15 protein-coding genes are annotated in these 16,188 nt (G+C 66.8%); 7 read left to right on the plus strand and 8 right to left on the minus strand.

Annotated elements, in window-relative coordinates:
- Positions 1–26 precede the first annotated feature (26 nt).
- Entirely contained in the window at positions 27–2,573 is a 2,547-nt protein-coding gene (locus tag CRO01_RS00905; protein ID WP_179747358.1) for a PAS domain S-box protein, read from the minus strand.
- A gap of 250 nt (positions 2,574–2,823) precedes the next feature.
- Here CRO01_RS00905 and CRO01_RS16425 point away from each other — a divergent pair, with 250 nt between their 5' ends.
- Positions 2,824–3,147: a DUF7344 domain-containing protein gene (locus CRO01_RS16425; RefSeq protein ID WP_179747359.1), complete on the plus strand. Its 324-nt coding sequence runs from the start codon at positions 2,824–2,826 to the stop codon at positions 3,145–3,147.
- A gap of 103 nt (positions 3,148–3,250) precedes the next feature.
- Positions 3,251–4,465 (plus strand): helix-turn-helix transcriptional regulator, encoded by a 1,215-nt coding sequence (locus tag CRO01_RS00915; RefSeq protein ID WP_097007246.1) that lies wholly within the window; start codon positions 3,251–3,253, stop codon positions 4,463–4,465.
- 55 nt (positions 4,466–4,520) lie between these two features.
- Here the strand turns inward: CRO01_RS00915 and CRO01_RS00920 are convergent, their stop codons facing one another.
- A complete protein-coding gene (locus CRO01_RS00920; protein ID WP_097007247.1) occupies positions 4,521–5,075 on the minus strand; it encodes a PH domain-containing protein in 555 nt (184 codons plus the stop codon).
- Positions 5,076–5,193: 118 nt separating this feature from the next.
- Positions 5,194–6,135, minus strand: coding sequence for a cysteine synthase A (gene cysK / locus CRO01_RS00925; RefSeq protein ID WP_097007248.1), 942 nt, complete (start codon positions 6,133–6,135; stop codon positions 5,194–5,196).
- Positions 6,136–6,256: 121 nt separating this feature from the next.
- Here cysK and CRO01_RS00930 point away from each other — a divergent pair, with 121 nt between their 5' ends.
- The 3 genes from CRO01_RS00930 (at position 6,257) to CRO01_RS00940 (ending at position 8,425) form a co-directional block, all read left to right on the plus strand.
- Complete coding sequence (locus CRO01_RS00930) at positions 6,257–6,847, plus strand: NADPH-dependent FMN reductase (protein ID WP_097007249.1); 591 nt, start codon at positions 6,257–6,259, stop codon at positions 6,845–6,847.
- A 1-nt stretch (position 6,848) separates the two neighbouring features.
- Positions 6,849–7,637, plus strand: coding sequence for an arylamine N-acetyltransferase family protein (locus tag CRO01_RS00935; RefSeq protein ID WP_097007250.1), 789 nt, complete (start codon positions 6,849–6,851; stop codon positions 7,635–7,637).
- Positions 7,638–7,744: 107 nt separating this feature from the next.
- On the plus strand, positions 7,745–8,425 hold the full coding sequence (locus CRO01_RS00940; RefSeq protein WP_097007251.1) for a LysE family transporter: 681 nt from the start codon (positions 7,745–7,747) through the stop codon (positions 8,423–8,425).
- 4 nt (positions 8,426–8,429) lie between these two features.
- Here the strand turns inward: CRO01_RS00940 and CRO01_RS00945 are convergent, their stop codons facing one another.
- The gene (locus tag CRO01_RS00945) at positions 8,430–8,927 is read right to left on the minus strand and encodes a hypothetical protein (RefSeq protein WP_097007252.1); all 498 of its coding nucleotides are present in this window, start codon (positions 8,925–8,927) and stop codon (positions 8,430–8,432) included.
- A 73-nt stretch (positions 8,928–9,000) separates the two neighbouring features.
- Positions 9,001–9,411: an HIT family protein gene (locus CRO01_RS00950; protein ID WP_097007253.1), complete on the minus strand. Its 411-nt coding sequence runs from the start codon at positions 9,409–9,411 to the stop codon at positions 9,001–9,003.
- A gap of 160 nt (positions 9,412–9,571) precedes the next feature.
- Here CRO01_RS00950 and CRO01_RS00955 point away from each other — a divergent pair, with 160 nt between their 5' ends.
- Entirely contained in the window at positions 9,572–9,808 is a 237-nt protein-coding gene (locus CRO01_RS00955) for a hypothetical protein (RefSeq protein WP_097007254.1), read from the plus strand.
- Positions 9,809–9,823: 15 nt separating this feature from the next.
- On the opposite strand, the gene CRO01_RS00960 is transcribed toward CRO01_RS00955, so the two are convergent.
- Positions 9,824–13,624, minus strand: coding sequence for a glycoside hydrolase family 97 catalytic domain-containing protein (locus tag CRO01_RS00960; RefSeq protein WP_097007255.1), 3,801 nt, complete (start codon positions 13,622–13,624; stop codon positions 9,824–9,826).
- A 214-nt stretch (positions 13,625–13,838) separates the two neighbouring features.
- Between CRO01_RS00960 and CRO01_RS00965 the strand changes: the two genes are divergently transcribed.
- On the plus strand, positions 13,839–14,528 hold the full coding sequence (locus tag CRO01_RS00965) for a DUF5518 domain-containing protein (protein ID WP_097007256.1): 690 nt from the start codon (positions 13,839–13,841) through the stop codon (positions 14,526–14,528).
- 13 nt (positions 14,529–14,541) lie between these two features.
- Here CRO01_RS00965 and CRO01_RS00970 read toward each other — a convergent pair whose 3' ends face one another.
- Both CRO01_RS00970 and CRO01_RS00975 read right to left on the minus strand, forming a co-directional pair.
- Positions 14,542–15,261: a class I SAM-dependent methyltransferase gene (locus CRO01_RS00970; protein WP_097007257.1), complete on the minus strand. Its 720-nt coding sequence runs from the start codon at positions 15,259–15,261 to the stop codon at positions 14,542–14,544.
- 11 nt (positions 15,262–15,272) lie between these two features.
- Positions 15,273–16,157, minus strand: coding sequence for an aldo/keto reductase (locus tag CRO01_RS00975; RefSeq protein WP_097007258.1), 885 nt, complete (start codon positions 16,155–16,157; stop codon positions 15,273–15,275).
- Positions 16,158–16,188: the final 31 nt, after the last annotated feature.

Below are 16,188 nucleotides of genomic sequence, written 5' to 3' on the forward strand. Positions count from 1 at the left end.
GCCCTTCAATGGTGGGACGCCGACGCTCAGTCTTCCCTCGGCGTGGCGGTCGACAACAGCGCCTCGAACACTTTCCGCTCTGCGGCCCGGACGTGCTGGTGGAACGTCGGCGAGGAGATGCCGAGCGTCTCGGCGACTTCTTCGCCGGTTTGCTCCCGCGGCCACTCGAAAAATCCGGCGTAGAACGCCGATTCGAGAGCGGTACGCTGGCGTTCGGTCAGTTCGTCGGTCAGGACGCTCCCGATCGCCTCGGCGTCGATCTGCGTGCGGTTGATCTGCCGGCGCGTGACCAGTTCGGCTTCCGGATACGCCTCCTGCACTGCGCCGATGATCTGGCGAACGTCGGCGCCCGGTGAGAGGTGGACGCTCATCCTGTAGTCTCCGTCCTCGATGACGGCCTCGTCGATGTCGCCGCCCAGCGATGCGATCGTCGTCAGAACCGGGGGATCGGCGAGCGTCAACTCGAACCGTTCGTTCCCGGATTCGTCGAACGTCACCTCCGACCAGTGGGGCAGCGACTCCACCAACTCCTCGACGAACTCGTCGTCTTCGTCGACAGCGTTCCCGTACACGAGATAATCGTCGTCCTGTAACGGCACCGTCTGTGACAGGTGGACGCGACCGTTCGATTCGGCGTCGATGTCGAGCATCTCGATGACATCCCGGATGCGGAACTCGACCTCGACGAGTTCGTCGCCCATCAGCGCGCGCTTCCGGTCGATGGCGACGATGGCGTGGCCGACGACCTCGCCGAGCTGTCTGAGCATCCGTCGCTCCTCGCCCGCAAAGGCGTCTAATCGGTCGGCGTACACGCCGAACAGACCGTAGACGGTCCCCTCGTGGGTGATCGGTACCGCGGCCGAGGCCCGGTAGCCGTACTCGCGGGCGACCTCGTGCCACGGTTCGAAGTCCGGATCGCTGAATACGTCCTCGACAACCTGCATCTCTTGAGTTCGAACTGCCCTGCCGGCCGGTCCCTGTCCCAGCGCATCGTCGGGACTGATCGACATCGGCGCGTCTTCGAGGTAGCCGTCGACGCCCGCCTCGACGTGGGGATCGATCGACTCCGTCGCTTGGTCGACGCCGGCGCTCCAAGCAAACGTGTACGAATCCGACGCCGCGAGGTCTTCACAGAGGACACGCTCGATCTCGGCTCTGGTCGACTGATCGACGATTGCCTCCGTGATGTCCAGTGCGATCGTGTTGAGTGCGTTGAGCGCTTCTAACCGCTCTCGCTGGTGTTCGAGTCTTCGCTCTCGGTCCTTTCGCCCGGTGATGTCGCGGACGACGCCACACCGTCCCTCCCCCTCGCCGTAGGGTAGTGGCCCGAACCGGCTCTCGACGGGGATTCGCTCCCCATCGGCCGTGTGTAGGTCGAATTCCAGCGTTGCGATGTTCTGGTCGCCGGCGCTGACGCGCTCGGCTGCGTCGGCGGCTTTCGGCCCGATTTCGTCGTCGTACACCGTCGTCGCGTGCTCACCGAGCAGTGATTCGCGGTCCGTGCCGAGCATCTCACAGAACGCCTCGTTGGCGAACACGAACTGCGAGTCGTCGTCGACCGCGTAGACACCATCGTCGAGAGTCTCGACGATCCGCTCGTACAGTTCGAGGTCCTGCTCGCGCCGCTTGCGTTCGGTGGTGTCACGGAAGTACACCGACAGCCCCGACGCCGACGGGTAGACGTTCGCCTCGAGCCAGATCGACCGCCGTTCGGAAAACAACTCGAAGTTCGACGGCTCCTGCGTCGACAGGCACTCCCGGTAGCGCTCTCCAACGTCCGCCTCTGGAAACACGTCTTCGATGTGGCTCCCGCGCAACTCCTCGGCGGAACAGCCCAGAAGCTGTTCGGCCTGCTCGTTGGCGTAGGTGAACTGCAGGTTCTCGTCGAGCGCGTAGAACGCGTCGTCGACGCGTTCGAGCACGTCGTCGAGCTCGGCCTCCAGATCGTCACGCTGCCGGCGAAGCTGCCGCTCGTACTGCCTGCGCTCTGTCATGTCCCGGGTCACCTTGGCGAACCCTTCGACATCGCCTTCGTCGTCGTAGATCGCCGTCAGCACAATCTTGGCCCAGAACCGTGTGCCGTCGCGCCGGACGCGCCACCCTTCGTCTTTGACCACCCCGTCGGCGGCGGCCGCAGCCAGATTCTGCTCTGGGACGCCGTCGGCGACATCTTCGTCGGTGTAGAACGTCGACAGGTGCTCGCCGATGATTTCGTCGGTGCCGTACCCCTTGATCCGCTCGGCACCCGGATTCCACGTCCGAATACGGCCCTCCGCGTCGAGCCCGAAGATCGCGTACTCCTCGGTAGCGTCGACCAGCGACCGGAACTGCTGATCGTCTTCCGACACGTTGTCGGCGCCCGTTCCTTGCCGCCGCCAGTAGACGCGCCCACGCGCGCCGATCTTCTTAGTTCGTAGCTCCCCGGCGTCGGCCAGCTGTTCGAGGCGGTCGTAGGCGGTTCGCCGACTACATCCGATCCTGTCGGCCAGTTCGCTCGCCGTCACTGGTTCCCCCGGCTCTCCGACCTGCTCGACGGCGTCGAGCGTCTGTTGCAGTGTCCCCCCGGACTCCATGTCACCAGTGTATGTGCTCGACGGGTATGGCCGTTCGCTCCGCTCATCCGACAGATCGGCCCTGCTGTCGGCGGTTCCGTTGACGGAAGCGCAAGCAATGCGCCGTCGCTGGCCAGTGAACGGCCGGTCCCGCCGCAGCGCGCTGGCGGCGTCGCCGCGGTGCGGCGGCACGGTACCGCTGAACCACCTAACATCATAGTCGAACGCGTTAGGTCTCGACGGGACATTTTCAGGAGTACAGATCTCAACCATGAGCAACTCACCGACCCGAACGCCGACTGACCCGCTCGATCCCGACCAGCTGCCGACGCAGGAGCTACTCGGCGCCGTCGCAAGCGATCGACGCCGAGCCGTGCTGTCCGTGCTCGCCGACGTGACGTCCCCGATCGACGCCGGCGTCATCGCCCGCGGCGTCGCAGTGCGCGAGGCTGCCGACGATACCCGTTCGCTTTCGGACCGAATCGAGGACGTTCACGTCTCGCTTCACCACGTACACTTGCCAAAGCTCGCCGACGCCGGCTTGCTGTCCTACGATTCGGAGCGCGGTATCATCGAGAACGTCGCCTCGCCGTAACTGCGCCAACTCAACTGCTTCGGCGTTCGGCCCGTCGCTTCGGCTGTCCGATCGCCGGTAGGTCGCAAGGCCTTTTGTATCGCCCATTGAGGACTAACACAGGATGAACCGATCGCTGGGTGTCGGTCTCGTGACGGGCATCTTCCTGTTGGCGACGCTGCTCGTGGGGGTCCCGGCTGTCGACGGCTCTCCGGCCGCCCCCGAGCCAGCGCCGCTGTCGGCGTCGACTGCGCCGGTCGATCAGACGGATCGATCCTCCGGATTCTTGCAACAGTCCGATCAGACCGCGCAGTTCGACAGCGTCGAGTTCCGGATCGCAGTCCACGAGAACGGCACCGGCGTCTGGACGTTTCGCTACGAGCGCCGCCTCGCTAACCAGTCCGAGCGCGAGCAGTTCGAGGCGTTCGCCGAGGAGTTCCGGACGAACGAGAGCCACCCGCTGTACACCGGGTTCGAGAAGCAAGCCAGCGCACTCGTCGCCGCCGGCACGAACGTGACCGATCGCCAGATGAACGCGACGAACTTCGATCGGTCCGCCGGCGTGCGCGAGGACCGGCTCAACGAACCCGGCGTCGTCACGATGTCGTTTCACTGGACGAACTTCGCCCAGCAGGACGGCCAGCGCGTGATCGTCGGCGACGTGTTCGAGGGCGGGATGTACGTCGCCGAGGACCAGTCGCTCGTGTTCCGCTCCGGCGGCGACCTCGCGTTCGCACGAGCGGTCCCGGACGACGGCAGGCAGATGTCGAACGACACGCTGGCGACCAGCGACACGGTCACGTGGGTCGGTGCCCAAGAGTTCACCGACAACAAGCCCCGCGTCGAACTGGCGCCCGAGGACACCGTCGGCCAATCGCCCGACGAGCCGGTGACGGCTCCCGCGACGAGCGAGAGTGACCCGTGGATGTTGCTTGCCGGCGTCGTCGTTCTCCTGCTCGGCGTCGGGAGCGCCGTCGCGTGGCGGCGTGATGGCGCAATCCTCGACCGCACCGGCCCCGACGACGATGCCGACGAGGCGGTGGCAGCCACCCCTGATTCGAACGACGATGCCACAGCCACAGAGGCCGCTGTCGACGAGGAGGAACTGCTCACCGACGAGGACCGGGTGACGGCGCTGTTAGAGGACAACGGCGGCCGGATGAAACAGGTAAACATCGTCGAAGAGACCGGCTGGTCGAAGTCGAAGGTCAGCATGCTGCTGTCGGATATGGAAGAAGACGGCGCCATCTCGAAGCTCCGGGTCGGCCGCGAGAACATCATCAGCCTCGACGGTCACGAGCCGGAAGCGGCGGGATCGCCGTTCGAGAACGACGAGTGAGCGCGTATCGTCACCGCCGTGGCGCTCCGAAGCGGACGACAAATCGACGCCCGCATCAGACGCCGCCGCGCTCCTGTGGCCGCTGCGACGACTGATCGCTCAGAAGGTCAGTGAGCGTGTTCTGCACCCGATCTGGATTCGGGATGCGTTCGAAGGTAACGTCCTCCGTACTGCTCCCGGCCGTGTAGACTCGCACGTCGCCGTAGCCCAGCAGCCGCTCCCGGGGTGACTGGTCGTAGGCCGTGTTCTGGACGCGATCGAGTCGAACCTGCGTCACGTCCCGTGAGACGAGCCCCTGCTTGACGTAGATCTCCTCGTCGGTGAGCACGTACAACAACCGCAGCCAGTCCGCGTAGGCCCAGACCGCGATGGCGATGCCGACCAGCGCGACGCCAAGCGGCGCGTACGCGATCGGCCACGGAAGGCCGCCGCCGACCAGCCGTTCGAGGCCGACCTCGAAGACGCCGCCGACGAGCACCACGACCGCCGCGACCGCGATCGAGGGGGCGAGCGTGAACCGTGACGGGCGGCCGGCCCACCTGATCTCTTCGTCGTCGCTCAGGTGGAGCCAATCGGCGTCCTCGATCGACGCGTCGGTGCTCGAACTCACCGTTCACCTGCTGTCGCCGCGCTCGGTTGTTCGTCCACCGCCGACGCGTTCTCTATCCCGTCGCTCACGTGCTGATATCCGGGAACGCTCACTTAGGCGTTTGCGCGGCATGGAACAGTTACTCGCCCTCGAACAGATCGGTCGAGAGATATCGTTCGCCGGTGTCGGGAAGCACTGCGACGACCGTCTCGTCGGGGTGGTCGCGCGCGTACTCGCCCGCCGCTGCGATCGCCGCCCCCGCCGAGACGCCGACGAGCAGACCTTCCTCACGTCCGAGCGCTCGCGTGGCAGCTTTCGCTTCGTCTCCCGTGACGCTCCGGACTTCGTCGACGAGTTCGGTCCGGAGCACGTCGGGGACGAACCCTGGCCCGATCCCCTGAATGTCGTGGGACGCCCCGCTCTGTTCGGAGATCGTGGGCGACGCCGCAGGCTCGACCGCGACCGACGTGAACGACGCGACGCCGCGTTGCTCTTTGACGTACTCCGAGATGCCGGTGATCGTTCCGCCGGTCCCGACGCCAGCGACGACGGCGTCGACGCCGCCCGTCGCTCGCCAGATCTCCGGACCGGTGGTTTCGCGGTGGGCGCGCCTGTTCGCCTCGTTCTCGAACTGGCGGGCCAGCACGGCGTCGTCGCGCTGCCGGGCAATCTCCTCGGCCCGACGATTCGCGCCCGACATCCCGTCCTCGGCGGGCGTCAGCTCCAGATTAGCGCCGAGCGCGGCCAGCAGCTGCCGACGCTCCGCGGACATCGACTCGGGCATCGTGAGCACGCAGTCGTAGTCCCGGGCTGCACTGATCGCCGCCAGCCCGATACCGGTGTTCCCACTGGTCGCTTCGACGACGGCGCCGTCCGACCCGAGAGCGCCGTCGCGCTCTGCGGCGTCCACGATTTCGCGGGCGATCCTGTCTTTCACCGAGTAGGGGTTGCTCGCTTCGACTTTCCCGTAGAGATTCGCCGCGATCGAGTCGAGATGAAGCAGCGGCGTCCCGCCGATCAACGCCTCGACGCTCTCGACGATGGCCGACTTCGATGCGTCCGCTCGTTCGACGTTCGACATCGCCGGCAGATTGCGTGCGAACGACGGTAAACGCCGACCCGCAGTTCGGCGGGGGTTGACGTGGCTTCGCCGCTGTCGGGGAGTGCTTTTGTATCTCTGGGGGCTAGCCTGTGTCGATAGGATGGACAGAGACGTACGCGTCGTCGCCCTCTGTGGTAGTTTGCGTGACCAAAGCAAGACACGGACAGCGCTGGCGGCGGCGCTGGCGTCCGCGCGCGAAGCGGGCGCCCGAACCGACCTCCTCGACCTCCGGGAGTACGACCTGCCGGCCTACGATCCCGACGAACCGGAACCCGAAGACGCTGCCGCCCTCTGTGCGGCCGTCAGCGACGCCGACGCCGTGCTTATCGGGACGCCGAACTACCACGGTTCCTACTCCGGACCGCTGAAGAACGCGCTCGATTACTGCGGCCGCGACGAGTTCGGCGGAACGACCGTCGGCCTGCTGGAGGTCGCCGGCGGGGAGTTCCCCACGGCGCCGCTCGAACACCTCCGGTCGGTCTGTCGCACGCTGAACGCGTGGACGCTGCCCATCGAGGTGGCGATCCCCAGTTCGAGTTCGACGGTCGAGGACGGCGCGATCGTCGACGAGACGGTCGCAGAGCGCGTCGCAGAGCTCGGCGACGCCGCCGCCAAGTATGCAGGCGTCGAGCAGTTCCCGGAACTGGCCGAGGATCGGCGCAACGCCTTCGCCGGCGCGGTGGACGATTAGCATGGAGACCGATCGCTACCTCCGCCGGATCGGCGTCGATCCGACGACCGTCGAGCGAGCTGATCGGGAGACGCTCGACCGACTCCAGCGCGCCCACGTCACGACCGTCCCCTTCGAGACGATCGCGGTCGCCGGGACGCCGTTCGGCGAACACGACCCGAGCGGCGTTTCGCGTGCGTATCAGGACCTCTACGAGAAGATCGTCGAGGACGGACGCGGCGGCTTTTGCTACGAACTCAACGGACTGTTCGGCTGGCTCCTTTCGGAGCTGGGCTACGAGCCCACTCGTGTCGCGGCGATGGTGCTGGGCGACGACGACCCCTTGCCCCCGGCGAACCACCTCGCTCACGTGGTCGACCTCGACCGCCGCTATCTCGTCGACGCGGGGCTGGGCGTCCCGTCGATGCGACGCCCGCTGCCCCTCGACGGCGAGGCCCGCACGGACGCCGCGGGCGTCGACTGGCGCGTCGTCGAGAGCGACCGCCCCGACGCCGACTTCGAAACGCTGTGTCGGGAGCCAACCGAGGGCTGGGAGACGCGGTACGTGTTCCGGGACACCCATCGACCGCGCGAGCACTTCACGGCCACCTGCGAGTACCTCTCGACGGCGCCGGAGTCGCCGTTTACCGACGACGCGGTCGTCGCGTGCTCGACCGACCGAGGGCACGTGAAACTCTCGCCCGACTCGCTGACGCGCGTCCGAGATGGTGACGAGCGAGAACGCGACATCGACGCCGACGAGTGGTCCGAACTGCTCGGCGCCGAATTCGGGATCACACTGGGCACGTGACAGATGGCGCCAACCAACTGCCGCTCCGGCGCGTCCGCGGCCCGTAGTCGCCCCCTGCGCGGCACCCGAACGAGACGTTTTTAGGCTCCGGACGCCCACTCTCGGCCGTGCCATCGCTTGCAGTTTCTGCGGTCGTCGGCGCCGTCTTCGGCGTCGTGCTGGCCGCGCCGCCCGGTCCGATGAACGCTGTCATTGCCGAGGAGAGCGTGCTCCGCGGGTGGCCCGCCGGCTTCCGGGCCGGTCTCGGCGCGATGCTGGCCGACGCCTTGTTTTTCGTGCTGGCCGTCGTCGGCCTCGTCGCGGTCGTGGACCGGACGCCGTCGCTGCGCTCGGGGCTGTACCTGCTGGGCGGGCTGTTGATGCTGTACTTCGCCGTCGGCGCGCTGCGGGACGCCAGCGCCGCCCAGTCGTTCACCGGCGATGTCGGCGGCGACTCCAAGGGGTTCAGGAAGGCGTTCGCGCTCGCGTTGACGAACCCCTACCAGATCGCGTTCTGGCTCACCGCCGGCGTCGGGCTGATCGAACCGGGCCGGTTGGACGTGCTAGGCTACGCGCCCGCTGTCGGCGACGCGCTGGCGGGAACACTCGTCATTCAGACGGGGAGTCCGGCGCTGTTGCTCGGCTTTTTTGCTGGCATCGGTCTCTGGGTCGTCGCGTACCCTGCCGCGCTGGTCGCCGCCGGGCGTCGCGTCGACGCCGCCGCGCCGGTCGTCGCGGGGCTGAGCGGCGTCGTGCTGGCCGGTTTCGGCGCCGCGTTTCTCTGGATCGGGACGACCGGGTTGGCCTAATTCCCTATTCGAGCCATCGCCGGACGACCGCACCGAAGCCGCCGGCGCCGATACACAGCGCGACGATCGATCCGATCCCCGTCAGGACCAGTGCGCCGTTGATGCCGGCGCCCACCGCCAGCGCGACGAGCGGTTCGTCCGGTCGGTCCACGAGTCGCTCGCCGATGGCGAAAAAGGCGATCGCTGCCCCGACTGCCCAGAGAAGATACGCGAGCAGCACGAACAGCACTGCGAGCGGAATGCCGATCAGCGTGATCACGAGCAAGAACGTGATGCAGGCGACGCCGACGAGGCCGATGACGCCGTAGACCAGCGAGCCGACCAGATCGTCGAGGAACGACGCCGCAGTCTGGCGGACGTACTCGGGCCGGATGGCGAGGACGATCGCACCGACCACGAGCGTCGTCAGGAACGCCGTTACTGCCCCGCCGAGGACGCCGCTGATGGGCGAGCCGACCGAGATATTCACGTCTGACTGCAACAACAGGAGCGTCGAAAGCATGCCCGACAGAGGCGTCACCACGACAAAAGGCGTTCGGGCGCGAGCCGGCGGCTCGACGGGATCGGAGGCGTCGTTATAGCTCCGCGCGTATCGCCGCCGCGATCCGATCGCCGTCCTGATCAGTGAGTCGCCGGCGGGGCAACGCGACGTGGACCTCGTCGTCGTCGAACCGTGGAACGACGTGGACGTGGGCGTGTTCGACGTTGCCGACGAGCGATCCCGTCGAGTGAAAGACGCTGAAACCGTCGGGATCGACCGCCGCCGAGAGCGCATTCGAGACAGTCCTGACAGTCTCGAACACGGCGCCAGTCGATGCCGCTTCTGCTCCGAGCACGCTTTCGCGGTGGGCTTTCGGGATCACGAGCGCGTGTCCTTCGACGGCCGGATTCTCGTCGAGAAACGCCACCGTTCGGTCGTCCGCATAGAGCGTGTGCGCGTCGCCCTCGCCCCGGGCAATGCGACAAAACTCGCAGTCCTCGGCCATAGCGGAACGATTCAGTCAGTCGACTTAGATGTTTCCACGCTGGCGCGGCGTCCCGCCTCGTATGGCCTCTTTTCCATTCGTTCCCGTACTATCCCTTCGAAACCATCGTCAGACGCCTGTTCGACGTAGTTTTATGAGGCGTTCGGAGACAGTAGTGGGCATGAGTTTCTTGGCGGGACTCGTGGTCGCGCTGGTCTTCGGCCCGTTCACGGTGATCGCCTTCCTGCTCGATCCCGGCGGGTTTCTGGCCCGCAACGGCGCGTTCGCGGTCGGCTACCTCGGCGTCGCGACGCTGGGGACCGCCCTGTACACCGCCGGGTTCGTCAGGCTCGCCGGCATGGTCTGGCGCCGCATCGGCTCGGCCAGCGGAGACACCGCCGGCCGACCGAGCAAGTGACGACGCCGTCGCTCGTCAGTCGATCGAGACGAACGGAAGCGTCGCCAGTTCGTCGGCCGAGTACGCGAGCGCGTCGGCCTGACTGACGCCCTCGGGCGTGATCATGTCCATGATCCGTGGCGTGTTGGCGGCCGCGCCGGGCGTGGCGCCGCCGAAGACGTAGTCGGCGGCCGTCTCGGCGACGGGCCTGAGCGTCCCTAGGTCCTCGGATTGGACCATCGGGACGATCTCCAGATCGCGCGCGTCGACGCCGTCGAACGCCGCGCGGTCGATGCTCAACTCGACCGTATTGGCGTCCGGGTCGACGCGTTCACCGACTCTGACCGCGTTGCCGTCGTCGTCGGTCACGGTCGCGCCCGAGGCCGTAACGGCGCTTTTGGTGAAGCCGCTGATCTCGACGCGGTAGTGCCACGGCGCCTCGAACGTCGCGTTGGCGCCGAGATCGGGCAGCGTCTGGGTCGTGCCGCCGCTCTTGTCGGGGTCGCGCACCCACATGACGAACATGTGCGGCGAGAAGCCGAAGTCGCCGCCGAACCCGTCGTTGAGGTTCTCGACCTCGAAGGTGAACTGGTAGATGCTCGGCGTCTGCTCGACGGTCACCGAGCGCAGGTCGAACGTTCCCTCCTCGAAGGCGCCGGCGGTCGGATAGGTGTAGCCGCCGGGACCGTAGTCGTCGCCCGCCGGATCGTCGAAGGTGGCGATCGTCTCTGGGGGCTTGACAGTCACCGTCTGACTGGCGAGCGTCTCGCCGTCGGTGCTGCGGACGGTCACCTCGTAGGAACCGGGGTCGTCGATGGTGACGGTGAACTCGTCGACTCCGTCCGACGAGTCCGGCGCGAACCGGACGTTCTCCGAGCGGACGAACTCGCCGTCGACGAACACGTCGACGGTCGTCCCGCTCAGGTACTCACCGAAGTTCGTTCCGGTGGCCTGCACGAACGGCTCTTGGATGAACGTCTCGGCGTCGATCGACACGTCGAACTCCTGTTCGGGACGCTCGTAGTGCGGGAGCTCCCTGACTTCTTCCCACGTCGCCGGCCGGATGCGGAGCGCGGTGCCGCCCGAGCCGACCATCGAGGCCAGCACCTCGGTGTCGGCGTCGACGATCGCTTCGTCGATCCGAACGTCCGTGAGGTTGCTGTCGTAGCGGGCTTCGATGCCGTCGGAGTAGATCTCGGCGACGTACTTGCCCTTGGTGTGGCCGCGACCTCGCTCGTGGTCGCAGTCCTCTCGGTGGTTGTCTTCGTCGCCGTTCCAACCGCCACGGCCGCTATTGCTTCGGCCCTTCGCGTTGCCGTTTCCGGGCGTTCCGCCGTGCCCTCTCCCGCGCCCCTTCTCGTGACCTTTGCGCTCACCGGGCGCGTCGTCGAGGAACGACAGCGGAACGTCGATCGCACGTCCGTTCTCGTCGGACATCGCGCCGACGAACCACTCGTCGCCGCTCTTGCGGGCGGTGATCGTGTAGTCGCCGATCTCGGCGTCGACGACGCGCGTGTCGTCCCAGGCCGCCGGAACGTCCTCGATGAACTGGAAGGCGGGGACAGTCTCGCCGCGGATCGGCGCCGTCTCGGGTTCGGGCATCGATTCGCCGGACTCGGTGACGGCGATCGAATCGAGGTTGAACCCGCCGGTGTCGGCGTCGGTCAGCGCGACCGCGATGTCGCTGTCGCCGCTTTCCAGCGACACCGTCGTCGAGACCGACCCCCACGTGTCCCAGTACTCCGTCGGCGGCAGCGTCACCTGTGCGCGCTCGGTGCCGTCGACCAGCACCGTCGCGGTTCGGGGCGTTCCTTGCGGGACGGCATTCTCTTCGGCGTCGCTCGCGTATCGGAGATGTACGTCGTACTCGCCGGCCGACTCGACGCCTTCGACGGTCCACGACGCCGTCGCGCCCGCGGCGACGGTGTTGGGATCGACGGGGACGTACTGCTCGCCCTGCGCGTTGGCCCAGCGGGCGGCCGTCGAAAAGCCGTCGAGGTCGGCCCACTCGGCCTGCGCGACCTCGCCGACGCCCAGCGTCGCCGGCTGGTCGGCCAGATACGAACTCGGCAGGTCGGCGGCCATCTGGAGGCCGCTGAAGTACGTCGGGTACATGGCGAGTTGCTTGGCCCGCGTCGTCTCGATGCCGCCCGAGCCCGAGTCCATGTCGAAGATGCCCGGCGTGTACTCGACGGGGCCGCCGAGCATTCGGGTGAACGGGAACGTCACGTGATGCTCGGGGCTGACGAATCCGAAGGAGTCGTACTCTTGGCCTTTGACGCCCTCGCGGGTCATCAGGTTGGGGTAGGTTCGGCGTCGCCCCGTCGGATGGATCGGCTCGTGGATGTCGAGCATCTGGCGGTTCGCCGCGGCGGTCTCGGCGATGAGCGTGTGGTGGTTGACGAGCACCTGATTGTGGTGGTTGAACCCCTCGCCGGCGAGGTTCCCGCTGTCGGCGACGTACCCGTTCTTGATCGTCCGGATGCCCAGATCGTCGTACAGGTCGAACGCCTCGTCGGCCTGTGACTCGTAGTTCTCGAAGTCGCCCGCGGTCTCGTTGTGCATCGTCATCTGGGTCGGCGGGTCGAGGTTCGGGCCGTAGTCGGTCACCTCCTGTAAGTCGAAGTCGGGGTACGGCTCGGTGTAGTCGAACGCGCTCCCGTCGCCGGGATAGCTCGACCAGCCCTCGTTCCAGCCCTCGATCAGTACGCCCGGGATGGAGTGCTCGCTGGCGAAGTCCATATACTGCTTGGCGCGCCCGGTCTGGGCGCCGTGGTTGCCCGAGTTCATCCCGGTGAACGTCCAGTCGGCACGTCCGGTGATCATCAGCCACCAGATGCCGATGAACTTCTGGGGCTCGATCCAGTCGACGCCCTGCGTGAACACCGACTCGTCGTAGTCCTCGTTGAGGTTGAGCACGAGACTCGACTCCATCAACTCGCCCGGCCGAGTTCCGATCTGGAACGTCCGCCACGGCGTCATGTGTGGCGCCGTTGCCGAGACTTTCGTCCCGTCGGGCAGCGGCGCCAGCGTCGACTCCATGGCGGGGCCGTCACCGCCTGCAGGCGCGATCGCCAGCGAGGCGTAGTCGTCGAGATTCGCCTCGTGGACGCTCAGATACAGGTCCTCGTCGGTCCGCATCGTCATCGGCGTGTGGACGCCGTTGCCGCCCGCCGAGACGGGGGCGCCGTCGAGGCCGGATTCGATCCCCGACAGCGGCGTCTCGCGGTACTCGACCTCGAAGTTGTTCCAGTCGTTGGGAATCCACCACGAGGTGTAATCGCCCGCGAAGTTGTACTCGGTGCGCTCGGACGTGACGACGAAGTCGCCGAACGATTCGCCGAAGACGAATCGGAGCCCGAAGCCGTCGTCGAACGCCCGGAGTTCGAGGGTGCCCGAGCGCCCCCCGTCGCCGCTCTCGGCGAGGCCGACCCGGAGCTCGTTGTAGCGCTCTCGGATCTCCTCGTACTGATCCCAGACGGGCTCCCACGTCGAATCGACCGAATCGCGCTCGGTCCCGGTGACGGAGAGCCCCTCGCGGAACGTCGGCTGGTTCTGGAACTCGAAGCCGAGCGCCGACTCCTCGACGACTGTACTGTCGTCGTAGGCGACTTCGTAGGTCGGGACGCCGTCGGCGGCGTCGACCGTCACTTCGAGCCGGCCGTCTGGCGATGCTACCGTCTGTACCGGTTCGTCGTCACCGTCGACGACGCTTGCTGCGACGCTTTCCGGCACCGACAGCGAGTACGCCGACGCCGCCAGCAACGACGCCACTCCCCCCACGAACTGCCGTCGGCCGATGGCTCCTGTTTGTTGCGCGTTAGTTTCCTCGAACATCGTGTGTGGATGGGAGCAAATTCCATTATATAGTTAACTGTGAATAATTCTAATATTTTCCGCAGCAAAACCTGAGTATACTCACAGGTCGCCTCGAACACTCCCCCAAGATTCGTCCTGTCTCTGGCGGTCCCGACGCTCTGGGACCGACCGTCGTTTCAGCTTCTGAAACTACGATCCTCGTTTTATGAGGAATCCAGTCTAATGTGTAGCTATGGAGTCCCCTACGACCACCGACCCCCACGACTCGACACCGACCGACGACGCCGGATCGGGAACGCTGGGCGCCGTCTTCGATGCGATCGTCGCCTTGCTGATCGCCATCCCGGGAATCTCGGCGGCGGCCGCCGGCGTCGCAGTCTGGCAGACCGCCGATCGTGAGTTGAGCGAAGCCATCGTCGCCGATATGGAAGTCACCTCGACGCTGGTCTCCGAGAGCGTCCTCGTCGATGCGATCAACGAGATGATGGTTTGGGGCGCGGGTGGGCTCGTCCTGACCGGTGCCGCCCTGACGGTCGTCGGCATCGCCGTGTTGGTCTACTACCGGCGACTGCGTCGTGGCGGCGACGGCGGCGTCGTGCCGACCGATCGACTCGCGCTCGTTGTCCTCGGCGCCGTCGTCTCGACTGTCGCATCGTTCGTCCCGTTCTCGCCGGTGCTCGGCGGCGGCGTCGCGGGCTACTTCCAGCAAGGTAGTCCCCGCGACGGGCTCGGGCTCGGCGCGCTCGCAGGGCTCGCGTTGACCGCGCCCGCTGTGATCGTACTCGGATCGCTCGTCGGCGGCGCGCTGGCCGCCGATGCCACCCCGATCGCACTTCTACTGGTCGGTGTGGCGCTCGCCTCGGCGGGCTTTACGATCGTACTGAGCGCGCTCGGCGGGTACGCCGGCACTGTCATCGAGTAGAACGAGTAGCCGCTCAGCCGGGACGGCACAACGCTACGCTGTACATCCGCCCACACTCCGTCGCGCTGATCGCTGCCACCAGCTGCTCGGCCTCCGAGACGACCCGATCGCGCGTGGCGTCCGGCAACTTCTCCGCGCGCGCCCGCACCGCCTCGGCGTGGGCGTCGAGATGGCTCCGCGTCCACGGAACGGGATCGAGCAACGTCGTCTCGCGGCAACTCACCCACCCGTACTGCTCGAACAGCGCCACGAGCACGTCGGATGGATAGAACGTCAGCGCCGGGACGCCATCGGTCTGTTCCGCGACCGCGTTCTCCAGCGAGAACAGCTCAGTGACCGGTGCATCTGCCGGAAGGGGTTCGTAGTCGTCGACGATCAGACGACAGCCCGGCGCCGCCACGCGGGTCAGCTCGGCCGCGACGGCATCAAGCGCCGGCGGTGCGAGCACGTTACACAGTCCGTGGGCCGTGATCACGTCGATAGAGTTGGCCGCAAGCGGCAGCGCACGCAGGTCCGCCTCCAGTACGACGTTGCGATCCGACGCCGCAGCTGCGACCCGACGCCGAGTCGTCCGCGCGTGCTCGGCGTCGTCGGTCACCGCGTAGACTCGCTCGGCGCCGGCGTCGAGCAATCCGGCGGTCGCGTTTCCCAGCCCCGCGCCGGCTTCGAGACAGGTCGCTCCCGCGACTGGCTGGTCTTCGAGCGCTGTTCGAACGGTCGTCGGAACGTCCATTGGCTCTCCGCTCAGTGGTGGAGCTGCTCGGGGACGGGGCTGTCGTCGTGGCGCAGCCGCTCGATCAGCGAGCGCTGGGCCGCCTCGTCCATCGCCTCGTGGCGCGTTGCGGCGTCGAGCACCATCGTCACGAGTTTCGGGTCGCCCGGCGTGAGGACGCTCGTCAGCCCCTGCGTGGCCGCGAAGTCGAACCGCTCTCTGATCTCCTCGGGCGTGTCGACCGGCTCGTACCAGTTCGCGTACGGCCGGTCGGCCTCGGGGAGGTCGTCAGTAGACGGCCACGACCCACCTGCGAACGCCTTGATGCCGAGCGTCCCGATGCCTTTCTCCTCCGCGCGGTCGAGCACGGCCTCGTAGTCGTACTCGCCGCCGTCCTTGCCTGCGACGACGGGGTTCATCGGGAACATCAGCGAGTCGAGATCGTCGATGCGCTCGATCGCGTCCAGAATCAGCTGCGGGTTGCCGTGGCTCGTCAGTCCGATGTGGTCGACTGTCCCCTCGGCTTTGGCCTCGCGGATCGCTTCGAGGGCGCCGCCGTCGCCCGTGATCTCGTCCAGTTCGTCCTCGTACTCCAGCCCGTGGATCTGGTACAGTTCGATGTGGTCGGTGCCGAGCCGGTGCAACGACTGCTCGAGCTTGCGCGTCGCGCCCTCGTAATCGCGCTCTTGGGTCTTACAGCCCAGAAAGATCTCCTCGCGGTGCTGTCGCAGCTTCGGCCCGAGCTTGATTTCGGCGTCGCCGTAGGTCGGCGCCACGTCGAAGTGGTTAACGCCGGCATCGAGGACGTGTTCGACCATCTGATTCGCACCTTCCTGTTCGAGCCAGTTGAGCGCGATGGCGCCGAACGCCGCGACGGTGCTGTCGTGGCCCGTCTCCCCGAGCGGTCGCGTTTGCATACCGGACGATGGACGGCAGTCGGCAAAAGCT

Source organism: Natronoarchaeum philippinense (genome assembly GCF_900215575.1).
Lineage (GTDB): Archaea > Halobacteriota > Halobacteria > Halobacteriales > Natronoarchaeaceae > Natronoarchaeum > Natronoarchaeum philippinense.

What these genes read in the sequence shown, in the direction of transcription:
- CRO01_RS00950 (WP_097007253.1), bottom strand. Translation starts at nt 9,411, where the DNA reads ATGGCCGAGGACTGCGAGTTTTGTCGCATTGCCCGGGGCGAGGGCGAC.
- CRO01_RS00955 (WP_097007254.1), top strand. Translation starts at nt 9,572, where the DNA reads ATGAGTTTCTTGGCGGGACTCGTGGTCGCGCTGGTCTTCGGCCCGTTC.
- CRO01_RS00915 (WP_097007246.1), top strand. Translation starts at nt 3,251, where the DNA reads ATGAACCGATCGCTGGGTGTCGGTCTCGTGACGGGCATCTTCCTGTTG.
- cysK (WP_097007248.1), bottom strand. Translation starts at nt 6,135, where the DNA reads ATGTCGAACGTCGAACGAGCGGACGCATCGAAGTCGGCCATCGTCGAG.
- CRO01_RS00975 (WP_097007258.1), bottom strand. Translation starts at nt 16,157, where the DNA reads ATGCAAACGCGACCGCTCGGGGAGACGGGCCACGACAGCACCGTCGCG.
- CRO01_RS00965 (WP_097007256.1), top strand. Translation starts at nt 13,839, where the DNA reads ATGGAGTCCCCTACGACCACCGACCCCCACGACTCGACACCGACCGAC.
- CRO01_RS00935 (WP_097007250.1), top strand. Translation starts at nt 6,849, where the DNA reads ATGGAGACCGATCGCTACCTCCGCCGGATCGGCGTCGATCCGACGACC.
- CRO01_RS00970 (WP_097007257.1), bottom strand. Translation starts at nt 15,261, where the DNA reads ATGGACGTTCCGACGACCGTTCGAACAGCGCTCGAAGACCAGCCAGTC.
- CRO01_RS00945 (WP_097007252.1), bottom strand. Translation starts at nt 8,927, where the DNA reads ATGCTTTCGACGCTCCTGTTGTTGCAGTCAGACGTGAATATCTCGGTC.
- CRO01_RS00930 (WP_097007249.1), top strand. Translation starts at nt 6,257, where the DNA reads ATGGACAGAGACGTACGCGTCGTCGCCCTCTGTGGTAGTTTGCGTGAC.
- CRO01_RS16425 (WP_179747359.1), top strand. Translation starts at nt 2,824, where the DNA reads ATGAGCAACTCACCGACCCGAACGCCGACTGACCCGCTCGATCCCGAC.
- CRO01_RS00905 (WP_179747358.1), bottom strand. Translation starts at nt 2,573, where the DNA reads ATGGAGTCCGGGGGGACACTGCAACAGACGCTCGACGCCGTCGAGCAG.
- CRO01_RS00960 (WP_097007255.1), bottom strand. Translation starts at nt 13,624, where the DNA reads ATGTTCGAGGAAACTAACGCGCAACAAACAGGAGCCATCGGCCGACGG.